Source organism: Pseudoalteromonas sp. J2K-J979 (assembly GCF_058169715.2).
This window is the reverse complement of record NZ_CM200282.1, coordinates 514,517-537,972: the sequence shown is the minus strand read 5'-3', so window position 1 is coordinate 537,972 and position 23,456 is coordinate 514,517. Positions and strand designations below refer to the sequence as shown.

General features: G+C 42.2%; 27 protein-coding genes. 22 read left to right on the top strand and 5 right to left on the bottom strand.

Annotated features, from left to right (window positions below; all coding sequences use genetic code 11):
- Positions 1-127 precede the first annotated feature (127 nt).
- Positions 128-2,206 carry a TonB-dependent receptor gene (locus AC3KVK_RS18900; protein ID WP_490310099.1) on the bottom strand — a complete coding sequence of 693 codons (2,079 nt, stop codon included), beginning with the start codon at positions 2,204-2,206 and terminating at the stop codon, positions 128-130.
- A 291-nt stretch (positions 2,207-2,497) separates the two neighbouring features.
- On the opposite strand from AC3KVK_RS18900, the gene AC3KVK_RS18895 reads away from it, so the two are divergent.
- The 8 genes from AC3KVK_RS18895 (at position 2,498) to AC3KVK_RS18860 (ending at position 9,173) form a co-directional block, all read left to right on the top strand.
- Complete coding sequence (locus AC3KVK_RS18895) at positions 2,498-2,797, top strand: hypothetical protein (RefSeq protein ID WP_490310100.1); 300 nt, start codon at positions 2,498-2,500, stop codon at positions 2,795-2,797.
- A gap of 184 nt (positions 2,798-2,981) precedes the next feature.
- Entirely contained in the window at positions 2,982-3,710 is a 729-nt protein-coding gene (locus tag AC3KVK_RS18890; RefSeq protein WP_490310101.1) for an SIR2 family NAD-dependent protein deacylase, read from the top strand.
- Between the two features lie 333 nt (positions 3,711-4,043).
- Positions 4,044-4,223 (top strand): hypothetical protein, encoded by a 180-nt coding sequence (locus AC3KVK_RS18885; protein ID WP_490310102.1) that lies wholly within the window; start codon positions 4,044-4,046, stop codon positions 4,221-4,223.
- 165 nt (positions 4,224-4,388) lie between these two features.
- Complete coding sequence (locus AC3KVK_RS18880; RefSeq protein WP_490310103.1) at positions 4,389-6,218, top strand: collagenase; 1,830 nt, start codon at positions 4,389-4,391, stop codon at positions 6,216-6,218.
- Between the two features lie 143 nt (positions 6,219-6,361).
- Complete coding sequence (locus AC3KVK_RS18875; protein ID WP_490310104.1) at positions 6,362-6,823, top strand: hypothetical protein; 462 nt, start codon at positions 6,362-6,364, stop codon at positions 6,821-6,823.
- A 9-nt stretch (positions 6,824-6,832) separates the two neighbouring features.
- Positions 6,833-7,357: a DUF4124 domain-containing protein gene (locus AC3KVK_RS18870; protein WP_490310105.1), complete on the top strand. Its 525-nt coding sequence runs from the start codon at positions 6,833-6,835 to the stop codon at positions 7,355-7,357.
- Positions 7,354-7,926: a nucleotidyltransferase family protein gene (locus AC3KVK_RS18865; RefSeq protein WP_490310106.1), complete on the top strand. Its 573-nt coding sequence runs from the start codon at positions 7,354-7,356 to the stop codon at positions 7,924-7,926. The genes AC3KVK_RS18870 and AC3KVK_RS18865 overlap by 4 nt, the downstream gene beginning before the upstream one ends.
- Before the next feature lie 182 nt (positions 7,927-8,108).
- The gene (locus tag AC3KVK_RS18860) at positions 8,109-9,173 is read left to right on the top strand and encodes a WD40/YVTN/BNR-like repeat-containing protein (protein ID WP_490310107.1); all 1,065 of its coding nucleotides are present in this window, start codon (positions 8,109-8,111) and stop codon (positions 9,171-9,173) included.
- 61 nt (positions 9,174-9,234) lie between these two features.
- Here the strand turns inward: AC3KVK_RS18860 and AC3KVK_RS18855 are convergent, their stop codons facing one another.
- A complete protein-coding gene (locus AC3KVK_RS18855; protein WP_490310108.1) occupies positions 9,235-9,705 on the bottom strand; it encodes a low molecular weight protein-tyrosine-phosphatase in 471 nt (156 codons plus the stop codon).
- 121 nt (positions 9,706-9,826) lie between these two features.
- Complete coding sequence (locus AC3KVK_RS18850; RefSeq protein ID WP_490310109.1) at positions 9,827-10,543, bottom strand: substrate-binding periplasmic protein; 717 nt, start codon at positions 10,541-10,543, stop codon at positions 9,827-9,829.
- 191 nt (positions 10,544-10,734) lie between these two features.
- Between AC3KVK_RS18850 and AC3KVK_RS18845 the strand changes: the two genes are divergently transcribed.
- Together AC3KVK_RS18845 and AC3KVK_RS18840 are read left to right on the top strand one after the other, a co-directional pair.
- The gene (locus AC3KVK_RS18845) at positions 10,735-11,577 is read left to right on the top strand and encodes a hypothetical protein (RefSeq protein WP_490310110.1); all 843 of its coding nucleotides are present in this window, start codon (positions 10,735-10,737) and stop codon (positions 11,575-11,577) included.
- Between the two features lie 92 nt (positions 11,578-11,669).
- Complete coding sequence (locus tag AC3KVK_RS18840) at positions 11,670-12,794, top strand: helix-turn-helix domain-containing protein (RefSeq protein ID WP_490310111.1); 1,125 nt, start codon at positions 11,670-11,672, stop codon at positions 12,792-12,794.
- Between the two features lie 60 nt (positions 12,795-12,854).
- Here the strand turns inward: AC3KVK_RS18840 and AC3KVK_RS18835 are convergent, their stop codons facing one another.
- Positions 12,855-14,102: a glutamate-5-semialdehyde dehydrogenase gene (locus AC3KVK_RS18835; RefSeq protein ID WP_490310112.1), complete on the bottom strand. Its 1,248-nt coding sequence runs from the start codon at positions 14,100-14,102 to the stop codon at positions 12,855-12,857.
- On the bottom strand, positions 14,099-15,202 hold the full coding sequence (proB, locus tag AC3KVK_RS18830) for a glutamate 5-kinase (protein WP_490310113.1): 1,104 nt from the start codon (positions 15,200-15,202) through the stop codon (positions 14,099-14,101). Before proB ends, AC3KVK_RS18835 begins: the two co-directional genes overlap by 4 nt.
- Positions 15,203-15,753: 551 nt before the next feature.
- On the opposite strand from proB, the gene AC3KVK_RS18825 reads away from it, so the two are divergent.
- From AC3KVK_RS18825 to AC3KVK_RS18770, 12 genes are all read left to right on the top strand, one after another.
- Positions 15,754-16,239: a MarR family winged helix-turn-helix transcriptional regulator gene (locus tag AC3KVK_RS18825; RefSeq protein ID WP_490310114.1), complete on the top strand. Its 486-nt coding sequence runs from the start codon at positions 15,754-15,756 to the stop codon at positions 16,237-16,239.
- A gap of 18 nt (positions 16,240-16,257) precedes the next feature.
- Positions 16,258-16,908, top strand: a complete 651-nt coding sequence (locus AC3KVK_RS18820; RefSeq protein WP_490310115.1) for a GDSL-type esterase/lipase family protein — start codon at positions 16,258-16,260, stop codon at positions 16,906-16,908.
- A 91-nt stretch (positions 16,909-16,999) separates the two neighbouring features.
- On the top strand, positions 17,000-17,221 hold the full coding sequence (locus AC3KVK_RS18815) for a hypothetical protein (protein ID WP_490310116.1): 222 nt from the start codon (positions 17,000-17,002) through the stop codon (positions 17,219-17,221).
- 275 nt (positions 17,222-17,496) lie between these two features.
- A complete protein-coding gene (locus AC3KVK_RS18810) occupies positions 17,497-18,213 on the top strand; it encodes a beta-ketoacyl synthase chain length factor (protein ID WP_490310117.1) in 717 nt (238 codons plus the stop codon).
- On the top strand, positions 18,206-18,979 hold the full coding sequence (locus AC3KVK_RS18805; protein WP_518526942.1) for a 1-acyl-sn-glycerol-3-phosphate acyltransferase: 774 nt from the start codon (positions 18,206-18,208) through the stop codon (positions 18,977-18,979). The genes AC3KVK_RS18810 and AC3KVK_RS18805 overlap by 8 nt, the downstream gene beginning before the upstream one ends.
- Complete coding sequence (apeE, locus tag AC3KVK_RS18800; protein WP_490310118.1) at positions 18,972-19,235, top strand: ApeE family acyl carrier protein; 264 nt, start codon at positions 18,972-18,974, stop codon at positions 19,233-19,235. The genes AC3KVK_RS18805 and apeE overlap by 8 nt, the downstream gene beginning before the upstream one ends.
- 6 nt (positions 19,236-19,241) lie before the next feature.
- Positions 19,242-19,487: an acyl carrier protein gene (locus tag AC3KVK_RS18795; RefSeq protein ID WP_490310119.1), complete on the top strand. Its 246-nt coding sequence runs from the start codon at positions 19,242-19,244 to the stop codon at positions 19,485-19,487.
- A 1-nt stretch (position 19,488) separates the two neighbouring features.
- A complete protein-coding gene (locus tag AC3KVK_RS18790) occupies positions 19,489-20,055 on the top strand; it encodes a COG4648 family protein (RefSeq protein WP_490310120.1) in 567 nt (188 codons plus the stop codon).
- The gene (locus AC3KVK_RS18785; RefSeq protein ID WP_490310121.1) at positions 20,052-21,428 is read left to right on the top strand and encodes an AMP-binding protein; all 1,377 of its coding nucleotides are present in this window, start codon (positions 20,052-20,054) and stop codon (positions 21,426-21,428) included. The genes AC3KVK_RS18790 and AC3KVK_RS18785 overlap by 4 nt, the downstream gene beginning before the upstream one ends.
- The gene (locus AC3KVK_RS18780; protein ID WP_490310122.1) at positions 21,415-21,777 is read left to right on the top strand and encodes an ApeI family dehydratase; all 363 of its coding nucleotides are present in this window, start codon (positions 21,415-21,417) and stop codon (positions 21,775-21,777) included. The genes AC3KVK_RS18785 and AC3KVK_RS18780 overlap by 14 nt, the downstream gene beginning before the upstream one ends.
- Positions 21,774-22,517 (top strand): glycosyltransferase family 2 protein, encoded by a 744-nt coding sequence (locus AC3KVK_RS18775; protein WP_490310123.1) that lies wholly within the window; start codon positions 21,774-21,776, stop codon positions 22,515-22,517. The genes AC3KVK_RS18780 and AC3KVK_RS18775 overlap by 4 nt, the downstream gene beginning before the upstream one ends.
- On the top strand, positions 22,507-23,448 hold the full coding sequence (locus AC3KVK_RS18770; RefSeq protein WP_490310124.1) for a lysophospholipid acyltransferase family protein: 942 nt from the start codon (positions 22,507-22,509) through the stop codon (positions 23,446-23,448). The genes AC3KVK_RS18775 and AC3KVK_RS18770 overlap by 11 nt, the downstream gene beginning before the upstream one ends.
- The last annotated feature ends 8 nt before the right edge of the window (positions 23,449-23,456 follow it).

Here is a 23,456-nt window from a genome sequence, read left to right as displayed (position 1 = left end):
ATGCCATAAATATTACGAAGAGAAAGGGGGGAACTGTCATTTATCATCCAGATATAACGATAAATGCGTGGGTAGCGGGGCAATCTGAATTAATGGGCGACAATCTGTCAATTGCCGCCCATTAAGATTAGAAGCTGGCTTGAATAGCTAAACGTAAGCTTGTGCCCTCACCAATGGTGACATTGTTGGTACCACCACCGGCTAAGTAGGACTTATCAAATAAGTTTTGGATATTAAAACGGACATTAATATCAGTACTGCTTAAAGCGAGCTTGTACGTCGCGCCGACATCTACACGGGTATAGCCCGATTTGGTGATGGTGTTGGCGTTATCAGCAAAACGCTCGCCTTCGTAAAATGCACCGGCATTGATGGCAAATGCATCATTAAATTCGTAACGAGACCAAAGAGACGCTGACCATTTAGGTGCATCCATTGGCGTTTTACCTTCAAAACGTTGGTCTTTTTCGTATTTTGCATTGAGATTCATCAATGAACTCATTACAAACAGTTTATCTGTCACCGCACCTTGTGCACCGAGCTCAAGGCCTTTATGGCGCTGCTCACCTGCTTGGGTAGTGATAGAGTCAAATTGTGGATGAGCTGTTAATTCAGTCGAAATAAGCATGCCTGTTTTACTGATATCAAATGCAGCTGCTGTTAGTAGTAAACGATCATCAACTAACTGCCATTTGGTGCCTACCTCAAGTTGTTTAGATGTCATGGCATCAAGTTTCATACCGTGATTTTGATCGCGTTCATTGATTAATGTATCGCTACCTTGAGGCTCAAACCCTTCTGAGTAGCTCAAGTAAAATGTACCGAATTCACTTGGATGGTATAAAACGCCCGCTTTTGGAACAAACGATTCGTTGTCTGCGCCTTCTTTGGTTTGTTTGTCGTAACGACCGCCGACAGAAACTTGCCAATAATCGTTGATCGTCATGAGATCTTGAACATAAATTCCGTAATAATCATATTCGCTGGTGTAGAGTGAATCATCGGTTTTATAGCTTACATCAGGGCGAAGAGGCTCTGGTTGACCTTCAATGTATTTAACACGATCAGCCGAAACACGGTATTGGCCGTAATAATAATCCAAGGAATTGGCACCAATTAAAAGCTGATGTTCAATGCCCGCTAACTCAAATTCACCAACAAAATCGATAAAGGCGGTTGTAAACTGCCAATCATCAAAACGATCGTATGGGCGAGATTCATATTCATCCCCTACTTGGTAGTTTTTAGGTTGACGGGGTGCAGACTCGAAACGTTGGCGTTCGAATGTTTGCTCGTTATAACCTAATGTCGCTGTCCAATTGTCACTTAAAATAAGGTTCAAGTCAGCGCCGATGTTTTCAACAGTAATGTCAGTAAATGCCCAAGAAAAATCTCGAATCGTTTTATCGTTTCCAATCACCTTGCCTGAATTATCTAGCCAAGCGCCGGTGTCTAAACCGGCTTTATCATTGGTACGGTCATAATGGACTCGTAGCATAGCGTCTTCAGATAGGTCATAATCGATGACGAGCGCACCTAAAAATCGATCGCGCTCACGTTGTTTACCATTTGGGTATTCGCGCTCAAAGGTCACATCTTGCTTAACTAAAATACCACGATAGCGAAGATCTTGTGCCTCAGTGATTGACCCACCCGCATCAAGCATTAAACGAGAAGAACCAAGTTGATCGACATCCAGTCCTAGATTGAAAGTGGTGTTAACCGTGGGCTTTTTTGTCACCATGTTGACTAATCCACCAGGACCAGATTGACCATATAAAATGCTTGAAGGTCCTTTAATCACTTCAACTCGTTCTAAAGTTTCAATCGGTTGCTGATAATGAGACCAATGCTGGTGGCCATCACGCAAATAACCATTCGATGAGCTTAATCCGAAACCACGCAGGTTAAAGGTTTCACGATTTCGTTGTTTTGAACCAGCCGTTAAGCTTGCATCATTGACCAGCACGTCACCTAAAGTGGTTGCCAGTTGTTCGTTAATAATCGTATCTGGAATGACAGTGACAGATTGAGCCGTCTCAAGTAGTGAAGCATCAGTGCGCAGTGCTCCCTTAGCGTTATCAACTTTGTAGTCATTAAAATAGGTGCCTTTGACTTCGATAACTTCGAGTTGATTTTGTTGAGCGGTAAGAGTGGGGGAGGTGATCACCGCGCCAATAGCGATAAATAGGGCTGAATACTTCATGAAGACTCCGATTATAATGCGGGATAAAAATAATTTCGCGAATCTTAATGATATCGATTGTCATTTGCAATTTGTTTTTGAAGTTTTACCTTTGATTAGCTAATACGCCGGAGGTTCGTAACGCCCTAAGTGTATATTGATAACGTTTGTTCACAATAGTGAGCTTATTGATAACTAAATTTACTAAAAATTTACGTTATGCTTAATGTAACTAAATGTTACTCTTTGTCAGGATAAACACTGACCAGTACTGAAATAAGTTGTTTTAGCACTGTTTTTGAAGGAATTATAATGGATAAAAATCGTTATTTTTATGCCGCCTCTTGTTTAGGGTTGGAAGCAAAACTTTTTGTATTAAGTGCTGATAGTCATTTGTACAGCAAGTACCTGCAAGGTGGTCAACCACACGAGTATAGTGTCATGATTGATCAGGAAACATTTGTCGTTGAAGACTTTAAATGGGCTGATCAGCAAACGTTGATTGAGCTTGACTACGCCACGGCTTTAGTAAAAGCTCGGCTACATCATCAGCATTGGTTCGTCGATTATTTAGAACGCCAGCTATGCCAAATACAAACAGTATGCGAGTAAGGTTTTTTTCGCATGTGTTTATTACTCAACTATCGCTCGGATGTTTAAGCTGCTGTGTCGAAAGAAACGGCACGTTACTGCAATGACCTCTTTGTTACTTATTACATTGTTTTAGCGCTCATTTATGCGATTATGCAACTGCACAATGAATTCATAGGTGCGTAATGAATGAGAGGATAATCACATGACCACTTTGTATATCACAGGTGCCGGTGTCAGTGCGCAAAGCGGTATTCCGACATTTCGAGGCCAAGATGGCTATTGGACCATTGGTAGTCAACATTATACGCCGCAAGAAATGGCGACTCGCGCTATGTATCAGCATAATCCTGGGCAATTTTTAACTTGGTATTATCGGCGGTTTGCAACTTACCGCGATTATGGGCCAAACGAGGTTCATCACTGGCTCAAAGACAAGGCATTAATCACGCAAAACATTGATGGTTTAGATGGTAAGGCCGGCAATCTCGATTATATCTCTATTCATGGTCGATTAGATCAAGTCACGCGTTATCATACTCAAGGTGAAAACGCCGAACGTGTTACAGCACCTTGGCACGAAATAGATGAAAACAATCTGACACAGTCTTTATTAGATGCGTTTAACATCAGCAGTAAAGGCCCTGAGTTGAATGTTTCTTTAAAGCCTTATGTACTTCTTTTTGATGAGTTTTATACTGAGCTGTATCAAATAGAGCGAGCCGAAACCATGATGAAAAAGGCCACTAAAATGGTGTTTATGGGGACGTCGTTTAGCGTCAATATTACCCAAATAGCACTGGATATTGCCCGTTATCATCATATTCCGATTGAAGTGGTTGATCCTGAGCCGTGTCAGATCATGCACCCCACTGTGCAGTATCATAAAATGACAGCCATTGAGTACATACACTTAGCATCCACGCGAGAATAACGCAGTACGCAACAGTAATGTGGTGTGACTCGGTGGCTCGTTGTCTTGAAATGATGGGAAAGGCGTTAGTCCAACAGCTAGTTAAAATAACATCGAGTAGAATCAAACACTGATTTTCAAATTGGCATTACTGTTGTATTGGCCATGGGAGCCAAAGAGGGATGAACGCTGCTCGCTCACTGGTCTCACTCTGCGCCACCGACATCACGCTTTATTCTGTAAATAATTGGTTGATATAAATGATATGTTAATAAGTGATAAGGTGGACACTCCTAAAACGGCGTCTATGCACCAAACTGGTAGTGCTACTCAGTTATACTTGGAGTATTCATCATGATGTGTAGAGTGATTGACATTGATTTAGCAAAATCTGTTTTTCAAGCGTATGGGGTGAATCAACACCTAGCACTAATTTTTAACCAAACGTTAACTCAACGAGATTTTTACTCTTTTATGGCACAGCAGTTGGGCTATGATTACTCCGAAACTGAATCTCCAGAACCTCTAAACTGATTATAACGTCTTTATATTTATTCACTTTCACTCGGCGATTGCTCCTTCTCTATTTGCTCTAATTTTTAATTTTGCTATTCATTCTTTAAGTAAAGCCCATCTTTTGATTGCAAATTAACATTATAATTGCATACAATATCCCAAAATAATTAACGCCTATTTATTATGCTTCTAAAACGCATTGTTACTCTCTGCGCAGGACTATTTTTGGTTGCCTGTAATACACGTATCTCGCCAGTGATCGTTACTGAAACGGTTGCAGTGCAAAGTCAAACTGCGACAGACGCTTGTGCCTTGGCAGGCGCCGTTGACATGCTGGATATAATTGCAAACCAAAAAGTGGATTTGTGGGGGCAATGCCAGCACTACCAACAAGCCGACACATTAGAGCACGTGCTTGATGGACTTGAAGCGCATTTTACAGCGGCTAAATTTACGCCATCGCAGCTTGATGCCTTGCTTTATTATTTGCGTACATACAGTTATTTTGGTGAGTTTGAAGAAGTTCATGAAACGGTTTGGGCTAAGCTGGATGCAAGCTTAACGTTGTTAAGTCAACAGCCCTTTTTTCTAGAAAAAACAGATTCTGCCAGGCGTTTGCAAGAGCATTACGTTGTGACCCTGTATCGATTTTATTATCAAGTGCCCTTTCATACAAAGCTGGCCCCGCATTTGAACACTTTAGCCCTACTGATGGCCACTTATGATGAGTCAATACTAACGAGTGGCTCACAACAAGCGCAGTACAGCGTGTGGGAAACGCTGCGAGCAATCAGTTTTCTGGCTTATGAAGGGCGCTTAAATGATGAAGTGTCAGCCCAATTTAGCGCTAACACGACATTAGTGAACGCTTTGACGCATTTTGCGATGCAGCTCAATCAAGCGGATTGGCGTTTTGATCATGCGTTATGGTCACTGGCTTATTTGCATATATTAATGGATGAAGAGGCGGCTAATAAGTTGGATGAGCAAGTGTGGCAATGGCTCAGCCGAGTTGAATTTTTATCTCATCAACAAGCGCAGTCGCATTTTTCACTTAATTATTTGGCTAACTCGTATCGTGCACAAGATAATTGTGATAATGAATTCAAAGGCCAATGTTTTATTCCTTCGGTTGAACAGGCACTACCTATTAAGCATCACTGTGATGAATCGTTATTCATCTTAGCTGAACAGATGACACCTGAGCAGCTAAAATCGTCGTGCCATCAGTTGTTAGCTCAGCAAGATGATTTTCACCAAAAGCTGGCCACTAATAATCAGCCTGTTGCAAATGATAATAATACGTCACTGAGAGTCGTTATTTTTGATGATTACAGTAGCTATAATCGTTTTGGGCAAATGACCTTTAATATTCAAACGAATAATGGGGGGATGTACATTGAGGGCAATCCCAGTGATCCAAATAATCAAGCGACCTTTTATTCATTCGAAGCGTTCTGGTTACGGCCAGAGTTTAGTGTGTGGAATTTAAACCATGAGTATGTGCACTATCTTGATGGGCGGTTTTCAAAATATGGGGGTTTTGGTCATTTCCCTGATAAATTGGTTTGGTGGTCAGAAGGCATGGGAGAATACATTTCTAAACGAGCAGTAAACCCACGAGCTTTTAAACTTTTACATCAAACAGAGCGCGAAAATTGGCTAAGTTTACGCACTATTTTTGATACCAAATATGGAGATGGCAGTGAGCGAATTTATCAATGGTCGTATTTAGCTGTTCGTTTTTTAGCCGAGCAACATGTGAGTGAGTTGCAATCATTAGCTCAGGATTTAAAAACAGACTTTTTTACCGGCTATGAGCAGACCTTAACCCGTTTAGCTGCAGATCAACAGTTGGGTTTTGAGCGCTGGTTGACTGAACAAAATACACGCTTTATTGCTCCTGAGAACATCACCAAGACAATCAATCGACGACAGTATCGATATTTATATCGCTCGTATTTACAGCCCGATCATTTACCGATAACAGAGAATCATCGGCATAACTTATAAAATGACAACGAAAAATTAAAGCTCAATCTCAGAAATAAAAAACGCCTTGAAAACAGGCGTTTTTTATTTCTGAGATTGTGTCAATTCCTGAAAGTGGTTATGATTCGCTGAAAATATATTATTATCAGCCAAAAGGAATTGCTGTGTATCAAGAAGATACAGATAGTTATGATGTGCCATTTATAACCATGACGCTCAGTTATAAAGCGTTTTTTGTTAATTGTGCCGCATTACAATGTTTGTTTATCGTATTTAGTTTAATCATCAGTTTTGCCGCTTCTTCAACCATGGCGCATATTATTGGCGACGTATTTCGGGGCATTGATGTTGCTGGGTTAAGTCGCTTTTCTTTGCATATGGTCAGCGTGACCTTCATTGTGACTATTTTCTTTGCGGTATTTTTAAAATATAAAAAAATAGATCGTGTGCCTTTATGCTTTTTATCTGGTTATGCAGGGTTAATGTTGCTATTTAGTGCGACTCGGGTTGTTTCATCATTATGGGTTTTTGTATTAAGTGCGCTGGCCGTGATCATTGTACTGTTTATTAACTACCATCGGATTAAACAGCACGCCCTTGAGGCATTTCTTTCAGTCAATCAGTAAGGGGTAGTGATGGCGCGTTTTATTTACTTTTTAGTCTGTCTGACTTTAATTGCAGGCGGCGCACTGTTTGTTTTAAAGCGCCCTGATGGCCAGCCTTGGCTGAATATGAGCGAACCCACCGTTTCTAGCCTCAGCCACACCCTCAAAAATCAGGCGCAACAACTCTCTGGGCAAGTCAGTCGTGTAGCGACAGTTACAACTCAAGCAATTAGCACGGCTTCTGATGAAGACATAGAGGTGTTTCGCTGGCAAGATATCAACGGTCAGTGGCACTATTCAGACACGCCTAATTCTGAGGGGCAAAGTGAAACTGTGGTGCTTAAAGCCAGTGATATAACGGTACTTCCGCCAATGCCATATTCGCTTACATCGGTCACAAACAAAGCGCCAAATGCACAGTCTCAGCTTGATTTTAGTCAGCCTTTGGAGCGAATTTCGCAGGGTCAAGAAACTCTCGAAGGGGCGAAGAGGATTCAACAGCTCGTTGATGCTCGAAAAGAGCAACTTGATCAGCAAATAAAGCAGTCTCAATGAACAATGCTGAATTACACAGGCACCACCAGTTAATAACTTGGCTGAAAGAGAGTACTTTTCATACTGATTTGTTAGCGGCTGTTGCGACGCTGTCGCTCCCGGACTGCTATATAGCTGCAGGGTTTGTGCGAAATTTAGTATGGGATAAAGGTCATGGATATACCGCGCTGACGCCACTTAATGATATCGATGTGGTCTATTTTGATGACTCAGAGAATGATAAAAATGCCTATTTAACCTATGAAGCGCGACTGACAGCACTGCGCCCGGGCATCTTGTGGCAAGTACGCAATCAGGCGGTTATGCATCATCGTAATGGTGATCGACCTTATAAAAATACCCTGGATGCGATGGCTTTTTGGCCCGAATGTGAAACGGCCATTGCAGCGCGTTTGTTACCCAGCGAACAATATGAAGTGGTGGCAGCATTTGAGTTGGCGAGTTTATTTCGCTTATTTATTACCCCTAACCCAGCTCGAAACCCGCAAATTTGTGCAGAACGTATCCAAGCTAAACACTGGTTAAGTCAGTGGCCTAAATTAAGGGTTAGATCCTGTGGCCGTGTGTGATAATCGTGAAGGTCGACCTTAATTAGGCCCTCTTTTTACTGATTATAGAGTGTGGTGAGCGGCAGATTAGTTTGCGTTGATAAAATGACAGTGCTAGAGTTTCAGTATAATAAAATCAGTAGGTTACGGGTAGGCTTTAGTCATTCATACGCTGCCTTAGTACTTCTTTTTTAGGCTTTAAAATGAAAAACTATAAATTAATACCATGCGTGGCATGGTCTGTCGGTTTTGCTTTAGGCTGGAGCCTAATTCACAGCCCTTTTGCAAACGCAGCAGCGACTTTGCAGTGGCAACATACGACTCTTCCTACACAGCCTTCATTAAGAGGTGCAGCAATGCTTGGCGATTCACTTTGGGTCTCAGGTAGCAATAACAATGTGTGGAATAGCCAAGATGGTGGCAAAACATGGCACAATCGCAGCGTACGCTCAGATATAAACACCGATTTTCGGGATATTGCTTTATTTGATAAAAACACGGCCATTGTGATGGGCGTGGGCAATGGCGCACAATCAGCGCTGTACTTGACTGAAAATGCAGGGAACACTTGGCAGCTGCTGTATCAAAATACGGATGAAACAGGTTTTTTTGACTCGATTGCATTTTGGGATCGCCAGCGTGGTTTATTGATGGGAGATCCTGTTGATGGGTACTATGTTGTTAAATACACCCAAGATGGGGGAAAAACATGGCAGCGGATTGCAAAAAATAAATTACCCGCGATGCAAGATGACGAAGCTGCTTTTGCAGCAAGTGGGCATACCCTCATTGTTGGGCCAGCTGATCAAGCTTGGTTAACAACGGGGGGAAAATCAGCCTCAGTGTACCATTCAACCGATGCTGGTCAGCGTTGGGCTCGCAAAAAGGTTCCTTTATTTAATCGTACAGCGACCGCGGGTGGATACGGATTAGCACTCAATCAACAACAGCAATTGTTTGTTGTAGGGGGAGACTATCAACAACGGGATATGACCTATCCTAACATGGCACGCTTTAGTAATGATCGCTGGCTAAGTGTAGCAAGTGGCCAACGAGGCTTGCGCACGGCTATGAAATGCATACCGGCAGTGTGTATCGTTACAGGTAAAACAGGGAATGACATATCGTATGATCAGGGTGATACTTGGCTGCCATTGGTTAATCCTAATCCGACCTTAGCGGGTTATTACACTGTAGCTAGTGATAATCATCGTTTTTTATTTGCAGGGGCTGATGGCCAAGTCGCAGTCGTTAGTGTGACAGAATAAACCTATTCTAAATTCTTAAGTGGCTAGCAAAAATAGACTAGCGGACAAGGGGCTGAGGCTATTAAGATGGGTAAATGTGTGATCGCAACTTATTTAAAATGACCAGACTGGCGGCTTCAATGAGATCAAGCACAGTACTAAAACCTTGTGGCCCGCCATAATACGGATCGGGTATTTCGACAGTTTCTTGCTCACCGTATTGTAAAAATAATGCAAGTTTATAATGTAAATGTGGTGGGCAGATGGCCTTTAAATCGGCTAAATTATGCTTATCAGCTGCTAAAATCAGGTCAAAATCATCAAAGTCTTGTTGTTTAACTTGTCGAGAGCGGATCCCTTCAAAGCTATATCCTCGTTGTTCTGCCACTGTTACAGAACGAGCGTCTGGTGGGTTACCGGTATGAAATCCAATAGTGCCAGCTGAATCAACATCAAGCGCGACACCTTGTTGGTGCGCTAAATGCTTTAACACGGCTTCTCCTGTTGGGGAGCGACAAATATTTCCCATACACACAACGAGCACTTTTAGCATTCATTCATCCTTTTAGTTGGTGGGTGTTACACGATTCATTGTAAAGCTAAATGCTGTGATTTTTGAACAAAAAGATTGATCAATACGCGAGTAATAACAAGCTTCAGCTAAACAAAGAGCTTTAGTGGGGTGTAAACTGTTCTAGACCGCTCTGAGAATAATGGTCGGCGAATAACGCGGCTAACGCCCCATTTTGTCGTAAAAGGGGCATGCGTTGATCATATAATTTTGCCAGTAAACGGCCACGCTTGGTGTTTTGAAATGCTAAGTAAAGTGTCGCAGCTTCATGGACTTTAAAAAAAGCGATATCGGAGTGTTCAGTTGGCCGATAGTTTAGCTGGTAATCAAAAAAAGCATCAATCCTCTTGCCTTGTAGCAGTCGAAAGCCAGTGTCTAAGTCGGATACTAAATAAGGTTCTGAAATAGTATTAAAGAACTGATCAAAACCGTAGCCTTTTTGCCATGCAATCGTTTTATTGCTCAACGAAGCTAAACTGTCAAAAGAGCTGTCTTTGTGTACAAACGCAAAAACAGGTGCATCTTTATCCAATGGCCATTGCGCATAATGGGCTTTTGGGAGGTCAGATTGATAGACACCAATTAGAATATCTGCTTTTTCTTGCTTAAAAAGGTTTAGGCAACGATGGTAATTGGTTATTTCAATACTGAGATCACTTTCATGATAAATGAGGCGTAATAAATCAAAGTAAATGCCAGTGCCATCTTCATTAGTATAATGTTGCCATTTTGTGGCTAAAATGCTGACATCTCGGCCGCTGCTTGAGCAACTCAATGACATTAATAGGGTGCTGATTAAGCAAATAATCAATCGGCGCATGCAACTTCTCAATGGTGACGACTTAACTCAGCTTAGTTTTTAATTTATTTTTCGCCATGTTGACAGGTGGGCTGAATCAGTAACCTTACTTGAGTTGTTTGGTCGATTTTAGGTGTTGTTTTCGAGCGAAATAGACGTTTCTTCGGGGAGATTAGGCACAATCAGATGTTTAAAACCTCGGAGAAATGAAAATGAAGATGAAACGCAATTACCTGCCTTTAACACTTACCCTGACTTCACTATGCTTAGTTAGCGCATGTCAAGCGAATCCTATGGTGACTATGCCTTCAAACGATAGTATCACTGACTTAAAAAGCTGCCCTGTTATCTATGCACCTGCGTCTATAGCCGGCTATACAATGAATTTGATTGTTGACGAACCGAAGTCGAAACCTCAAGCAGGATTTGCGACTCAAGGGGCCATCGCTTTGCGTTTTGATAGCATGCAGAAAATGCACGGTGTGGCTGTGGGTGATGTGGCTCATCACCCCATTGAAGGACAATACTCTTATTATCGTTTAAATGGTACAACCGCAGTCGAACAAGCCGTCGATTTCGAAAAAGGGGCGTACATTACCTATTACCATTTCCAAAATGAACAATCAGGCACATTCGAACAAACTTATTCAAGTGGAGCAATTTTAAAAGGTGATTTCACTACCGTGTTAACTGATGATGCGCCTTTGGCACCAATCACGTTAAGCGGGTTAAATGTTGCGTTGACCATCGAGAGCACGGTGTCATCGTTACCAGGGGGTTATCCGACATCAGGGGTCGTTATACAAACTTACCATCAAGATGGTCAATACTCAGCCAAAGGAATAGGCCAAGGTAATATCGATTCAGTGGGCCAATATCAATATCAACGAATTTCTGCCAATACAGCTGTCGAAACTGCGATACAAACCTCTGATTTTTTTACTTTACCTTATACAATGGTGTACACCTTCACATCAGAAAATTCAGGGTACTGGTATCAAAACTTTGCTAATGGCACCATTATTTTTAGGGGACGCTTTTCAACGTTCAAATAAAAGGAGTGAAAAATACGGGCGTTATGAGGTAGATGATATTCATCTTTGCTGATTGTGTTACCGAACGTACACTAGCCAAAAAGGGGAATTAAGTGGAAACAAATATGGAGTGGTACAAAGCGTGGTTTATTTTTTACATCGCGATAGGGTGTTGGACATGTTTGTTTTTGTCTCTCAAGAAAAAGGGTGATAAATCAGTTAAAACACTCCTCATCGGCTTAATTGGTTTACTGCTAACTCCCGCATTAGACACATATATACAACTGGTGATGGGCGATCCCATTGCCATTTTGCAATCCATTCGCTTCAATTTAACTTGGGTTTATGGGCCTGTGATGCTTTTACTTGTACAGCGAGTATTATTGTTAAAAGGAAGTGGGGCGCCGCCGAATTGGTTTGCATTAGGGCACTTTGTGCCTTTTGTTATGGTGGCCACGATTCAATTGAACCAGATTATCTTGCCTGTCAGTGTGTATGTAACCGTGCTGTTTTCACAGGTTTTTGCATATTTGGCGGTCAGTTTGCATCTCTTATTGTCTCACAGGGTTAAATTGAATCGATTAATGCTGGAATTTAGCGACACCAGTTATTTTTGGCTATTGTTTTTAATTTGTGGGCTTGCGGTTGCAATGGCCGTGGATTTAGTGGTTGTGGTGATGATGATCCAACAGTGGCAAGTTGATTTAGATTTAATGAATCTTTTTGCCTGTGGGCTCGGATTATTTGTTTGCGTTATAGCGATCTTGACGGTGATTGATACACCTCTCTTATTCGCCCATACAGAGAATCAAAGCGATGGCGACCATCCAAGCACTCCACCTGTCTCGAGTATTGTGCGAGAGCTTGAGTTAAGTCCGTCCATGGTGATAGAGCTCAGTGACTCCCTACAGCAAGTTATTCAGACACAACAACCTCATCTCGATAGTGATATCTCTTTGGCAAAACTCGCAGAATTATTGGCGATTAGTAGTCATCAGTTATCTGAGTTACTCAACGTACACCTCGATACAAATTTCTATGACTTTTTGAATCAACATCGATTAGTTGCCGCAACAAAGCTGCTAGAGCGCGGCGAAACAAGATTATCGATATCTGAGATTGTCTATCAGTCAGGATTTAATAATCGCAGTACGTTTTATAAGGTGTTCAAAGCAAAGTTTGCGCAAACACCCAGTGAGTATCGCCGCTCATTAATCGCAAAAAATGCGCTAATTTAATCGAGTGAGGTTAAGTTTATGAAGATGCGCCATGCAAAAGCACTGGCGCAAATCGGTGGCTTAGGCGCGAACTTGCCCTTCACCTGATACGAGGTATTTTTCAGTGGTTAAAGACTCTAGCCCCATTGGACCATAGGCATGTAACTTTGTTGTGGCAATACCAATTTCGGCGCCTAAACCTAATTCGCTACCGTCAGAAAAACGAGATGATGCATTGATCATCACCACGGAGGCATCGACTAAGCGCTGGAATTGTGCAGCCCGGATAGGATCTTGCGTACAAATCACTTCGGTATGATTACTACCAAATTGATGGATGTGATCCAGCGCGTGTGACATGTTATCAACTACTTTAATGGCAATTTCAAGATCGAGATATTCTTGGCCAAATTGATCATCGGTCAGTAAAGTAGCATCTTCAAAAAATGCAGCCGCTGTTTCACAGGCATTAATTTTTACGTTATGCATTTTCAATGCGTATGAAGCTAAGGGTAAAAATTTAGCCATAATATCGCGATGCACAATTAAACCTTCTAAAGCATTACAGACACCGGTGCGCTGCGTTTTACCATTGAGCAATAAGTTTATCGCAACTTCTAAATCGGCTTCTTTATCAATATATAAATGACAGACACCTTTAAAGTGCTGGATAACCGGGACTTTACTGTTATCAGTCACAAAGTTAATTAACCCTTCACCGCCACGGGGAATGATCACATCAATATGATCCCGTTGCTGCATTAAATCCATTAATAAGGCTCGTTCAGCACTGGGTATGACAGTCACTAGTGCAGGTGGTAGTTCAAAAGACACCAGCACATCTTGCAGTATCTTTGCGATAGCTTTACTAGAGTGCAGCGCTTCTTTGCCACCACGAAGAATAACGGCATTGCCGGATTTAAAACATAAGGCGGCGGCGTCAGCGGTGACATTTGGTCGAGCTTCAAAAATCATACATACGACACCCAACGGCATCCGCATTTTACTAATCTTGAGACCATTAGGCTGAGTGCCTAAGTCTCGTAATTGACCGACCGGATCGGGCAATACCGCTATGGTTTCAATGCCTTTAGCCATCGCTTCGATACGCTCTTCATTGAGCATTAAGCGATCTAACATTGCAGCGGGTAAATTATCCGCTTCAGCTTGTGCTAAGTCTTTAAAGTTTGCTGCGAGAATCGCGGGCATTTGCTCACGAAGATTCGTTGCCATCGTCCGTAAAATGGTGTTTTTGGTTTCTTCTTTTAATGCTAACAATGTACGTGCAGCCATTGACGCTTGTTGTGATAAGTCGGTAATTAAATTCATGCGTTCTCCAGGACGGCTAAATGTTTTTTTGAGATAATCGAGTGATGCTGTGGTTGAATCGATGAGGATGAATCATCACTGCTATCTTCTTGTTTTATATAATTTAAAAGGCAGCTACTATAATTTGCTGTGGCTTTGGCGACTTGCGTACCATCATCTGTGGTGAGCAATATCGTGTCACCAACGGAAAATTCACCTTTAACAGCAATAATGTCATCACTGGTTAAGACTTCGTTGGTGTCAGTAAAATGGGTTTTGTCTTCATCGATGACGACTTCACCACATGCTTTCGTAGTATGAGTCATCCAATGTTGGCTCGGTTCCATCGGGGTTTCATTTCCAATAAAGTGGCTACCAGGATGTTGGCCTTCGAGCAAACAATGAAATGAGCGAGCTTCAAACCCATTGACAATGAACGTATCGATGCCTTGCGCGGTGGCTTTTTCTGCGGCCTCAATTTTGGTGAGCATTCCGCCTGTGCCAGTTGAACTAATTGCACCACCTGCCATTTGATAAATACGCTCATCAATGGTGTCAATTGTTTGCAACAAAGTCGCATCGCTAAATTTATGCGGGTTTTTATCATATAAACCATCTACATCAGTACACATAATAAATGCATCGGCATCAACAGCTGCTGCGGTCATGGCGGCTAGGTTATCGTTATCACCCACTTTTAATTCTTCAGAGGTCACGGTATCGTTTTCATTTACGATAGGGATGATGCCGTTATCGAGTAATGAGTTTATGGTTTCTTTAATACTGATATATCGTTCTCGGTCACACAAATCAGCATGAGTCAGCAGTATTTGAGCAACAGGAAGATTGATCAGCCTATCCCACATGGCCATCATGCTGGTTTGTCCTGCAGCAGCCATGGCTTTTTTGATAGCAATAGAAGGAGCGGGGTCATTGAACCACTGCCTACCCGCAGCCACAGAGCCGGAAGAGACTAACACCACTTGTTGACCATTGAGTCGACAGCGGTGGATGAATTCAGCAATATTCTTTAAGTACTTTTCACTGCAGCCAGAATTGGCTGGGGCGATTAATGCACTGCCAACTTTAATGACTAAGCGTTGTTTATGTGTTATCGACATACGTCCTCTTTTTTCATTAATGTGAGAGTGAAATACTGGATTAAAAAGCCTCGTAGGCGAAGCTGTAAAAGCTGCGCTGTGTGCTCTATTAGGTAGGTTGGTTTTTTCTTTAAAAAACGAAGAATAGCCGACGCAGCGAAAGAACGCGCACAGGGAAGAAAAGGATAGTCCAATACACAGGCAGCGTAATCTCGTGCTGGTATTGCCCTATTTAAGAGTGTCATTATTTACCTGTTTTCATTTGTATTCAATCGATAAATCGGCTTGTTTAAAACGCAATTTATGGATTGAATATAATTTAATTTATTTTAAAACAATCAATTAATGAATGTTTGCAGAGTATAAATAGAATCAAATTATCGAAGTTAATCATGTTTACCACTAATAATTTGTATTCTAACTATTATATTGAGGTGATATTGCTTAAAGATCAACCCTTAATATTTTGTTTTTATATAAGGTGTTGTTTTAAAGTGTTTTTATTTTTATCTTTCAAAATTGCATGCAAATTTGTTAGAATTGAATCTATTAGAGTTGTACTGAGTTGTAGTATGAAAAAATATGAAGAACTACTGGTTTCTATTCGACAAGTTATTCGCGCAATTGATTTATATTCTAAAAAATTAAGTAAAGAAACTGGTCTAACTAGCCCGCAGTTACTGGTTCTGCAAGCTATTGCGGAGCAAGAAGGTGTGATGGTTAAGCAAATAGCTGAACGAATTAATTTAAGTTCGGCCACGATCACCAGTATTTTAGATCGCTTAGAAGCAAGAAATTTCGTCATTCGAGAACGATCAATCACAGACAAACGTAAAGTCGGTATCACGCTCACTGAAAAAGGTATCGAAATTATTCAAGACTCACCCACACCACTGCAAGAACACTTCATTGCACGATTTGAAGCGATGGAAGAATGGGAGCAATCGCAAATGTTAGCAACGATGCAACGTATGGTCAGTATGATGGATGCTGAAGACTTAGATGCGTCCCCAGTGTTAGAAGTTGGACTTTTGCAAAAACAAAGCCCTGAAAAATAGTTAGGGTACTAATTAATAATGACAACGATTCTGTGTTTTGGTGATTCAAACACTTGGGGGCTCTGTCCGGCGACGGGTCAGCGCTTACCTGCTGAACAGCGTTGGCCGTGTTTGCTGGAGGGCTTACTCTCTCAAGCTGCTGAAAAAGAAGATATTAAGGTGATTGAGGCTGGGCAACCAAATCGTACCTTGATTCATCATTGTTCGTTTTCAGGGTCACAGTCAGGTGGGCACTACTTAGCCGATTTACTGCATCAATTTCGTCCTCAATATTTAGTGATCATGCTGGGCACCAATGATTTAAAAGCAAAGTATCACTATAAACCGCGAGACTTTGTTGGTGGACTGGAGGCACTTTTAAACAATATTTTTAATTTTTATCATGAACACACTCTTGTTTCACCTCAGTTTGTGGTGTTATCCCCATTAGCACCCCTCCCTGTTGGTCATTACACGCGGATTTACGCTGGTGCAGTCGAAAAATTACCTGAAGTGATCGCTGGCTTTAAGCGAGTGTGTGAACAATATCAAATTAATTTTGTAGATTGTAATCAGTATGTTCAAGCCAGCTCAGATGATGGGGTGCATTTGAGTGCAATTCATCATCACCGATTAGCTGAAGTCATTGCGCCGTGGTTTATCCGCAGTATTACTGCTCTATCAAAGTGATAGCGCGAGACACATTTGTTTACGATCCGTTGCTTGGCAGGTTGTTAAAGCTTTGTTAAATTGAATTTGCTTAGAATAAAAAGGAATTCAGATGAATAACGATTTTAAAGGCCTGTGTTTGTTTTTAGGGATGATAGGTCTTGCCTATGTCGCGATGCTCTTGGTGTTATTAGTCTTTACAGGGTTAAAAATTACAAAAAGCATTCTGGTTATTAGTATTTTGTCGACTAGCTTAGTGGTGTTTGGCTTAAAGTTAGATGTAAAAGCGCGGCTTATCCGGATTGTTAAAGCCAAGTTTTCTCAGCAAATCTAATTTGCTAAATAATTCAGGTCTGCCATTGCTTCTGAGCAACAATGAGTACTTTTGTTTGTATAGCATACTTCGTTGGTGATCGAATATTAGTTGCTATTTTAGCAATAAATGAAAGCTTGTTCTGCAGAGGTTTACCTAACGCACGTCGAATCAACATGTTGATTATTAATTAACTCACTTACAATCTTTTACAGCAATATCACATTCTATTGTTGCTAAAATCTTACATTTTCACTAATATTTGCGCCTTTTTATACGCGAAGGAATGCTGCAGTATGCTCATCTATATCGATAATATCTCGCTCTATACGACGGCGAAGACATTATCTGTGCCTGCTCGGCGTTTTTTGTTGCAAGAAGAAGGTCAATTACCTCCTTTGACTTGGGTACCGGCCATGCAGCGCAGACGGTTAAGCTCCTTTGCAAAAATGGCGCTGCAAGTTGCTTATTGTGCAACTTCGCAAGGCACTCATTCACCTCCTGTGGTCTTTGCTTCGCGCCATGGTGATTTACATCGCACCTCGAAAATCATTACAGAGATGGTCACAGAGCATGAGATTTCGCCAACTTCGTTTGGTTTATCTGTCCATAATGCAGTGGTGGGATTATGGTCTATTTTGACTGAAAATCGTCATGAAATGAATGCAATCAGTGCAGGAAAAGATAGCTTTTTAGCGGGGTTGATCGAAACTTGTGCTTATTTGAATACCCACCCTGTTGATTCTGTGTTAGTGATTTATGCAGACCAAGTTTTGCCAGCCCTTTATGATGTCTTTCAAGATGAGCAACAAGTTGATGTGGCTTTAGGTTTTCGAGTTAGTCTGTCTGCGATATCAAATGATTCAAGCATTGCGTTGGATCTTTCGCCGAGTCAGCATCTTGCGCCAGAAACAAATTCGGTACAAGCTCTCCAATTTATCGAGTGGCTTGCCAGCGAACAGCACGTATTACCAATCGGGCATGCAATGCGCTGGGAGTGTCGTCGTGTTTAGTCTTTTAGAACGAGCGTGGCGGGTCGTGGCCACAGGATGCTGTTTTAGTGTGTTTGGCATGGGCGGCGTAATATTAACAGTGATCGTTTTTCCATTACAACGAGTGTATTATCGCAATGAAATCACCCGTAAATGCGTTGCTCGTAAAACAGTTCATTATGGGTTTAAATTTTTTGTCGCTTTGATGTCGATTACCCGAGTGATATCCTTTAGTGTCATCCAAAGGCATCGTTTTGCGCAGTTAAAGGGACAGCTAGTTCTGGCCAATCACCCATCACTGATAGATGTCGTCGTATTGATATCTGCCATACCGAATGCAGATTGTGTGGTTAAAGCGCATTTATTTCGAAACCCATTTATTCGTGGAGTGATTCATTCTACAGGCTACATCAGTAATGAATCACCTGAAGGCTTGTTGCAAGACTGCGAGCAAAGTTTACGCGCTGGGAATAATTTAATCGTATTTCCAGAAGGTACGCGCACCACACCAGGGCAAACACTGCAATTTAAGCGAGGAGCCGCCAATATTGCATTACGATGTCAGGCACCTATTTCTCTTGTCGGTATTTCAATGCAACCGTCAACGCTAACGAAATCAGAAGCCTGGTATCAGGTGGCAAAAAAACGCGCCCATTTTAAAATGTGGTTATCAAATTCAACATTTGACCGCGATGTATTGCCAACAAATACGTTGGCACAACAGGCCAGACAGTTAACACAGAAGCTTGAGGCTTTTTTTAAACAGGAATTAATCACCCATGAGTGACACTTTAAAACAAGAAATTAAACAGCTCATTATCGATTCACTCGACTTAGAAGATATCAGCGTCAATGAGATAGTTGATAATGACCCTCTATTCATCGATGGCCTAGGGCTTGATAGCATCGATGCACTGGAGTTAGGGTTAGCGATAAAAAAGCGTTATGACGTTAAAATTGATGCTAACTCAGAACAAACCAAACAGTATTTTTCCTCTGTTAATGCCTTAGCAGAGTTTATCCAGCAACAAAAAGCGCAGTAGGTTGTAATGAAAAACCAAGAAGAAATTTTAGCGGTCTTAACCACTATTTTAGTTGATGACTTTGAAGTGGAGTCAGAGGATATTCACTTAAAATCGAACCTTTATACAGAACTCGATTTAGACAGTATTGATGCAGTCGATCTTGTGGTTAAGTTACGCGAAATTACAGGGAAAAAAATCGAACCTGAAGTCTTCAAGCAAGTTCGTACAATTGAAGATGTCGTGGTCGAAATAGAAAAACTTGTGGGTTAATGTGCTCAAAATCATCGCCAGTATCGCATTGATAATCATTGGGCTACTATACCCTGCGATTGTTTATTTTGGCCTTGCATACTTTGAACTCAATACTGTTTTAATTGCCTTACTGGGTTTATTGGTGCTGCGTATGATGCTTAGTAAAGGAAAAGTGGCAATCGCCCCTTGGTTTCTCCCAGCATCACTACTCGGTGGAATGTGCTTAGTCGGCGCTATTTTTTGGCAGAGCACTCTGATTGCTTCACTTTACCCTGTGCTAATGAGTACGGTGCTGTTGGTGAGTTTTGGTTATTCTCTGTGGCGAGGTCCAAGTGTCATAGAAACATTTGCTCGGCTACAAGAGCCGCAACTCGATGAACGTGGCGTGTGGTATACACGTAAAGTGACCCAAGTGTGGTGTGTTTTTTTTGTCATCAACATTGGCATTGCTAGTTGGACGGTTTACACCGCCGATCTCGCCCTTTGGGCGCTCTACAATGGGTTTATTTCGTATTGTTTGATGGGCGCTTTATTTGCAGGGGAATTTATTTTTCGTCAATGGTACAAGCAGCGTGCGTCATCATGACACAACCGCAACTATTCCTTCAACCTCAGTTATTTTATCGCGCTGACCATACTACATTGTGTGGGCGAGAATTTGCGATGCAAGTGGGTCAGTTGAGTGCACAGATTGAACAGTTTTGTCATCTGCACCAAATCAAGCAAGCGCTGCTGTATCATCCTGATAGTGTTCAGTTTAGCCTTTGGTTACTTGCGCTGTTGTCAGCAAATATTGATATCGTGCTCCCAGCCAATGGCCAACCGCAAAGCATCAATGATGCTGCACAGTCATGCGATGGGGTGGTGGGACAGTTTACTGATCTTGCGATCCAACACGATTTGACCGCGGCGATCACTGGCCACTCAGTTGCGCGATGTAAAGGCGTTAAACAATGGCAATGGCCTGAAAATAGCAGTCAGAGCCAACTGACTTTTTTTACTTCAGGGAGTCAAGGTGCAGCTAAAGCTATTAAGAAAGCGTGGTGGCAGTTAAATCTCGAAGTCGATACCCTAACGCAGACGTTTGCCCTGACTCACGCAAGCACCATACTGAGTACCGTCTCTCATCAACATATTTATGGTTTATTGTTCAAATTACTGTGGCCCCTAAAAACAGGGGCGCGTATTGTGTGCACTCAATTTGATTACCCAGAACAATTAGCGCAAGCATGTTCAGAACATGAAACAATTACGCTCATTGCCAGCCCTGCTTATTTATCACGGCTTGCCCAGGACGATGTGCTTGCTACGCACGCATGCCATTTAGAGCGTGTATTTTCATCAGGTGGGCCACTTGCCGATGCAGTTGCTTACCAGTTGGCGCGAGATTGGCACTTACCCATCACGCAAGTGTACGGCAGCACCGAAACAGGCGGCATTGCATATCGGTGCTTAACGCAACAGCAATCTGCATGCTGGCAGCCATTCAGTGGTATTAATGTGTCCAATGTTACAAGTAGCCAACAAGTGTGTTTGAATTCAGCGTATTTACCCGAAAAAGATATCTTATTGGATGATTTAGGACGGGTTCATAGCAATGGACACTTTGACTTACTTGGGCGCATTGATCGCACGCTTAAATTAGAAGAAAAACGCGTTAATCTAGATGCTGTCGAGCGCCATATTGCCTCGTTAGCACAGGTTAGCGACGTGAAAGTGATTGTATTACAAGGTACACGTCAGTATTTAGGTTGCGTGATAGAGTTGGCGGATAATAGAGCGTTGCCGCACACTGATGCAGAGAAAAGAGCACTAAATCAACTGATTAAGTCACACCTTTCAATGCATTTTGAAGCTGTTTGTCTGCCTCGTAAGTTTCGATACCTCCCTCATTTGCCTTATAATCCGCAGGGGAAATTAGTGTTAGCTCAATTGGAGAAACTGTTTGAATCAGCTTAATTGTATTACGCCTCAGGTGCTCAGTGTCACGCACCAAGATCCCCTACTTGAAATGGCGTTATATATTTCACCTGAGTTAGATTATTTTAACGGCCACTTTAATGTAGCCCCTATTTTAGCGGGCGTCGTGCAACTTGATTGGGCGGTTAAATACGCGAAACAATATTTAGGTTTAGCTGATTTAGCGGTGCAAAATGTCGAGGTTCTCAAGTTTCAGGTCGTGATCGTGCCTGATATGACCATCAGCCTGAAAATCGAAAAAAAGTCTGAGACTAAATTTTTGTTTAGTTACCATTCAGCACGGGGTCAACACGCATCTGGACGAGTGGTGTTGGGTCACGCGCTATGAGTTATTGTATTATTATTCCCAATTATAATCATCGAAGTGTGATTGCTGAGGTGTTATCTGATTTAAGTCGTTTACAGTTGCCAATTGTGATGGTGAATGACGGCAGCGACTCTGATACCAGTGCCTATTTTAAGACATTAACGGCACAGTTTTCTTGGTTGACCTTAGTTGAGCACAGCGAAAACCAAGGCAAAGGTGCGGCGGTGCAAACCGGATTACGAGCGGCGCAAAAATTGGGTTGTAGCCATGCAATTCAGGTTGATGCTGATGGCCAACATCAATTGCGTGATGTCACGCATTTAATGACGCTCTCGCAACAACAGCCTCTTTGCGTGATCAGTGGCCAGCCTGTTTACGATGAGAGCGTCCCTAAACACCGCTTATACAGCCGCTACATCACGCACTTTTGGGTGTGGGTTGAAACCTTATCGTTTGCGATTAAAGATTCGATGTGCGGGTTTCGTGTTTACCCAGTCGCTACCACCGTTGCGTTGTTAGACACGGTATCGCTTGGTCAGCGGATGGATTTTGATATCGAAATACTGGTGCGTTTGTACTGGCGGGGGGTGGATACGGTTTTTTTCCCGACTCAAGTCATTTACCCCGAAGACGGCATCTCTCACTTTAGACCGCTTGAAGATAACATCGCGATCAGTTGGATGCACACCCGTTTGTTTTTTGGCATGTTAGTGCGCAGTCCAAAATTATTGTTTCGTAAGGTGCGCCGTCATGGCGACTAAACATTGGTCGAAAATGGCCGAAAGAGGCAGTTATCTGGGAATGCGTTTTTTGCTACTCAGTTACCGAGTATTAGGGCGCACAGGGCTATGGATTGTGCTGTTTCCTGTGGTGTTTTATTTTTATTGCACGGGTCGTGTTGCTCGTACTGCATCGCTGGACTTTTTACGTCGTGTTGCACAATGCCAAGGGCAGATCGCACAACCGGGATTTTGGCAGGGGCTTAAACACTTTATGAGCTTTGCGGATTCTGCGTTTGATAAAATAGATGCTTGGACAGGGCGTATTAGTCCCGATGATATTGATTATGAAAACCACGCACTGTTTGAACAGCTACAAAGCAGTGGACGAGGGGCGGTCTTGATAGGTTCGCACTTAGGAAATTTAGAAGTGTGCAGAGCGCTGAGTATGGGACGCTATCAAGTCAAAATTAATGTGTTGGTGTTTACGCATCATGCAGTTGAATTTAACCGTACTCTACAAAAAATCAGCCCCAATGTGAATGTCGATCTGATTCAAGTGACTGACATGAGCCCTGAATTAGCGATCATTTTGCAGCAAAAAATCGACGACGGCGAAGTGGTCGTGATTGTGGGCGATCGGACCAGTGCCTCAGTGTCAGAACGGGTCAGTTATTGTGATTTTTTAGGCGCGCAGGCACCATTTTCACAAGGGCCGTTTATTTTGGCTGCGGTGTTAGATTGCCCGGTATATCTGTTATTTTGTTTGAAGCATAAATCGCGCTACCGTGTGATTTTTGAAGCATTTTCGGAGCAATTGACCTTGCCTCGTAAAACGCGCCAAGCGGCCTTGCAATCGGTCATTCAACGCTATGCAGATCGATTAGCATTTTTTAGTTTACAAGCCCCGTATCAATGGTTTAATTTTTTTGATTTTTGGCAAAAAGACGATTGCGTCTCTCGTGATGATTAACTCGGAGT

Coding starts and splice junctions, on each gene's coding strand:
- AC3KVK_RS18835 (WP_490310112.1), bottom strand. CDS start 14,102: ATGAATTTAATTACCGACTTATCACAACAAGCGTCAATGGCTGCACGT.
- AC3KVK_RS18810 (WP_490310117.1), top strand. CDS start 17,497: ATGCTCATCTATATCGATAATATCTCGCTCTATACGACGGCGAAGACA.
- AC3KVK_RS18795 (WP_490310119.1), top strand. CDS start 19,242: ATGAAAAACCAAGAAGAAATTTTAGCGGTCTTAACCACTATTTTAGTT.
- AC3KVK_RS18850 (WP_490310109.1), bottom strand. CDS start 10,543: ATGCGCCGATTGATTATTTGCTTAATCAGCACCCTATTAATGTCATTG.
- AC3KVK_RS18870 (WP_490310105.1), top strand. CDS start 6,833: ATGGCGCGTTTTATTTACTTTTTAGTCTGTCTGACTTTAATTGCAGGC.
- AC3KVK_RS18865 (WP_490310106.1), top strand. CDS start 7,354: ATGAACAATGCTGAATTACACAGGCACCACCAGTTAATAACTTGGCTG.
- AC3KVK_RS18890 (WP_490310101.1), top strand. CDS start 2,982: ATGACCACTTTGTATATCACAGGTGCCGGTGTCAGTGCGCAAAGCGGT.
- AC3KVK_RS18770 (WP_490310124.1), top strand. CDS start 22,507: ATGGCGACTAAACATTGGTCGAAAATGGCCGAAAGAGGCAGTTATCTG.
- AC3KVK_RS18845 (WP_490310110.1), top strand. CDS start 10,735: ATGAAGATGAAACGCAATTACCTGCCTTTAACACTTACCCTGACTTCA.
- AC3KVK_RS18900 (WP_490310099.1), bottom strand. CDS start 2,206: ATGAAGTATTCAGCCCTATTTATCGCTATTGGCGCGGTGATCACCTCC.
- AC3KVK_RS18775 (WP_490310123.1), top strand. CDS start 21,774: ATGAGTTATTGTATTATTATTCCCAATTATAATCATCGAAGTGTGATT.
- proB (WP_490310113.1), bottom strand. CDS start 15,202: ATGTCGATAACACATAAACAACGCTTAGTCATTAAAGTTGGCAGTGCA.
- AC3KVK_RS18855 (WP_490310108.1), bottom strand. CDS start 9,705: ATGCTAAAAGTGCTCGTTGTGTGTATGGGAAATATTTGTCGCTCCCCA.
- AC3KVK_RS18880 (WP_490310103.1), top strand. CDS start 4,389: ATGCTTCTAAAACGCATTGTTACTCTCTGCGCAGGACTATTTTTGGTT.
- AC3KVK_RS18895 (WP_490310100.1), top strand. CDS start 2,498: ATGGATAAAAATCGTTATTTTTATGCCGCCTCTTGTTTAGGGTTGGAA.
- AC3KVK_RS18820 (WP_490310115.1), top strand. CDS start 16,258: ATGACAACGATTCTGTGTTTTGGTGATTCAAACACTTGGGGGCTCTGT.
- AC3KVK_RS18825 (WP_490310114.1), top strand. CDS start 15,754: ATGAAAAAATATGAAGAACTACTGGTTTCTATTCGACAAGTTATTCGC.
- AC3KVK_RS18885 (WP_490310102.1), top strand. CDS start 4,044: ATGATGTGTAGAGTGATTGACATTGATTTAGCAAAATCTGTTTTTCAA.
- AC3KVK_RS18785 (WP_490310121.1), top strand. CDS start 20,052: ATGACACAACCGCAACTATTCCTTCAACCTCAGTTATTTTATCGCGCT.
- AC3KVK_RS18860 (WP_490310107.1), top strand. CDS start 8,109: ATGAAAAACTATAAATTAATACCATGCGTGGCATGGTCTGTCGGTTTT.
- apeE (WP_490310118.1), top strand. CDS start 18,972: ATGAGTGACACTTTAAAACAAGAAATTAAACAGCTCATTATCGATTCA.
- AC3KVK_RS18815 (WP_490310116.1), top strand. CDS start 17,000: ATGAATAACGATTTTAAAGGCCTGTGTTTGTTTTTAGGGATGATAGGT.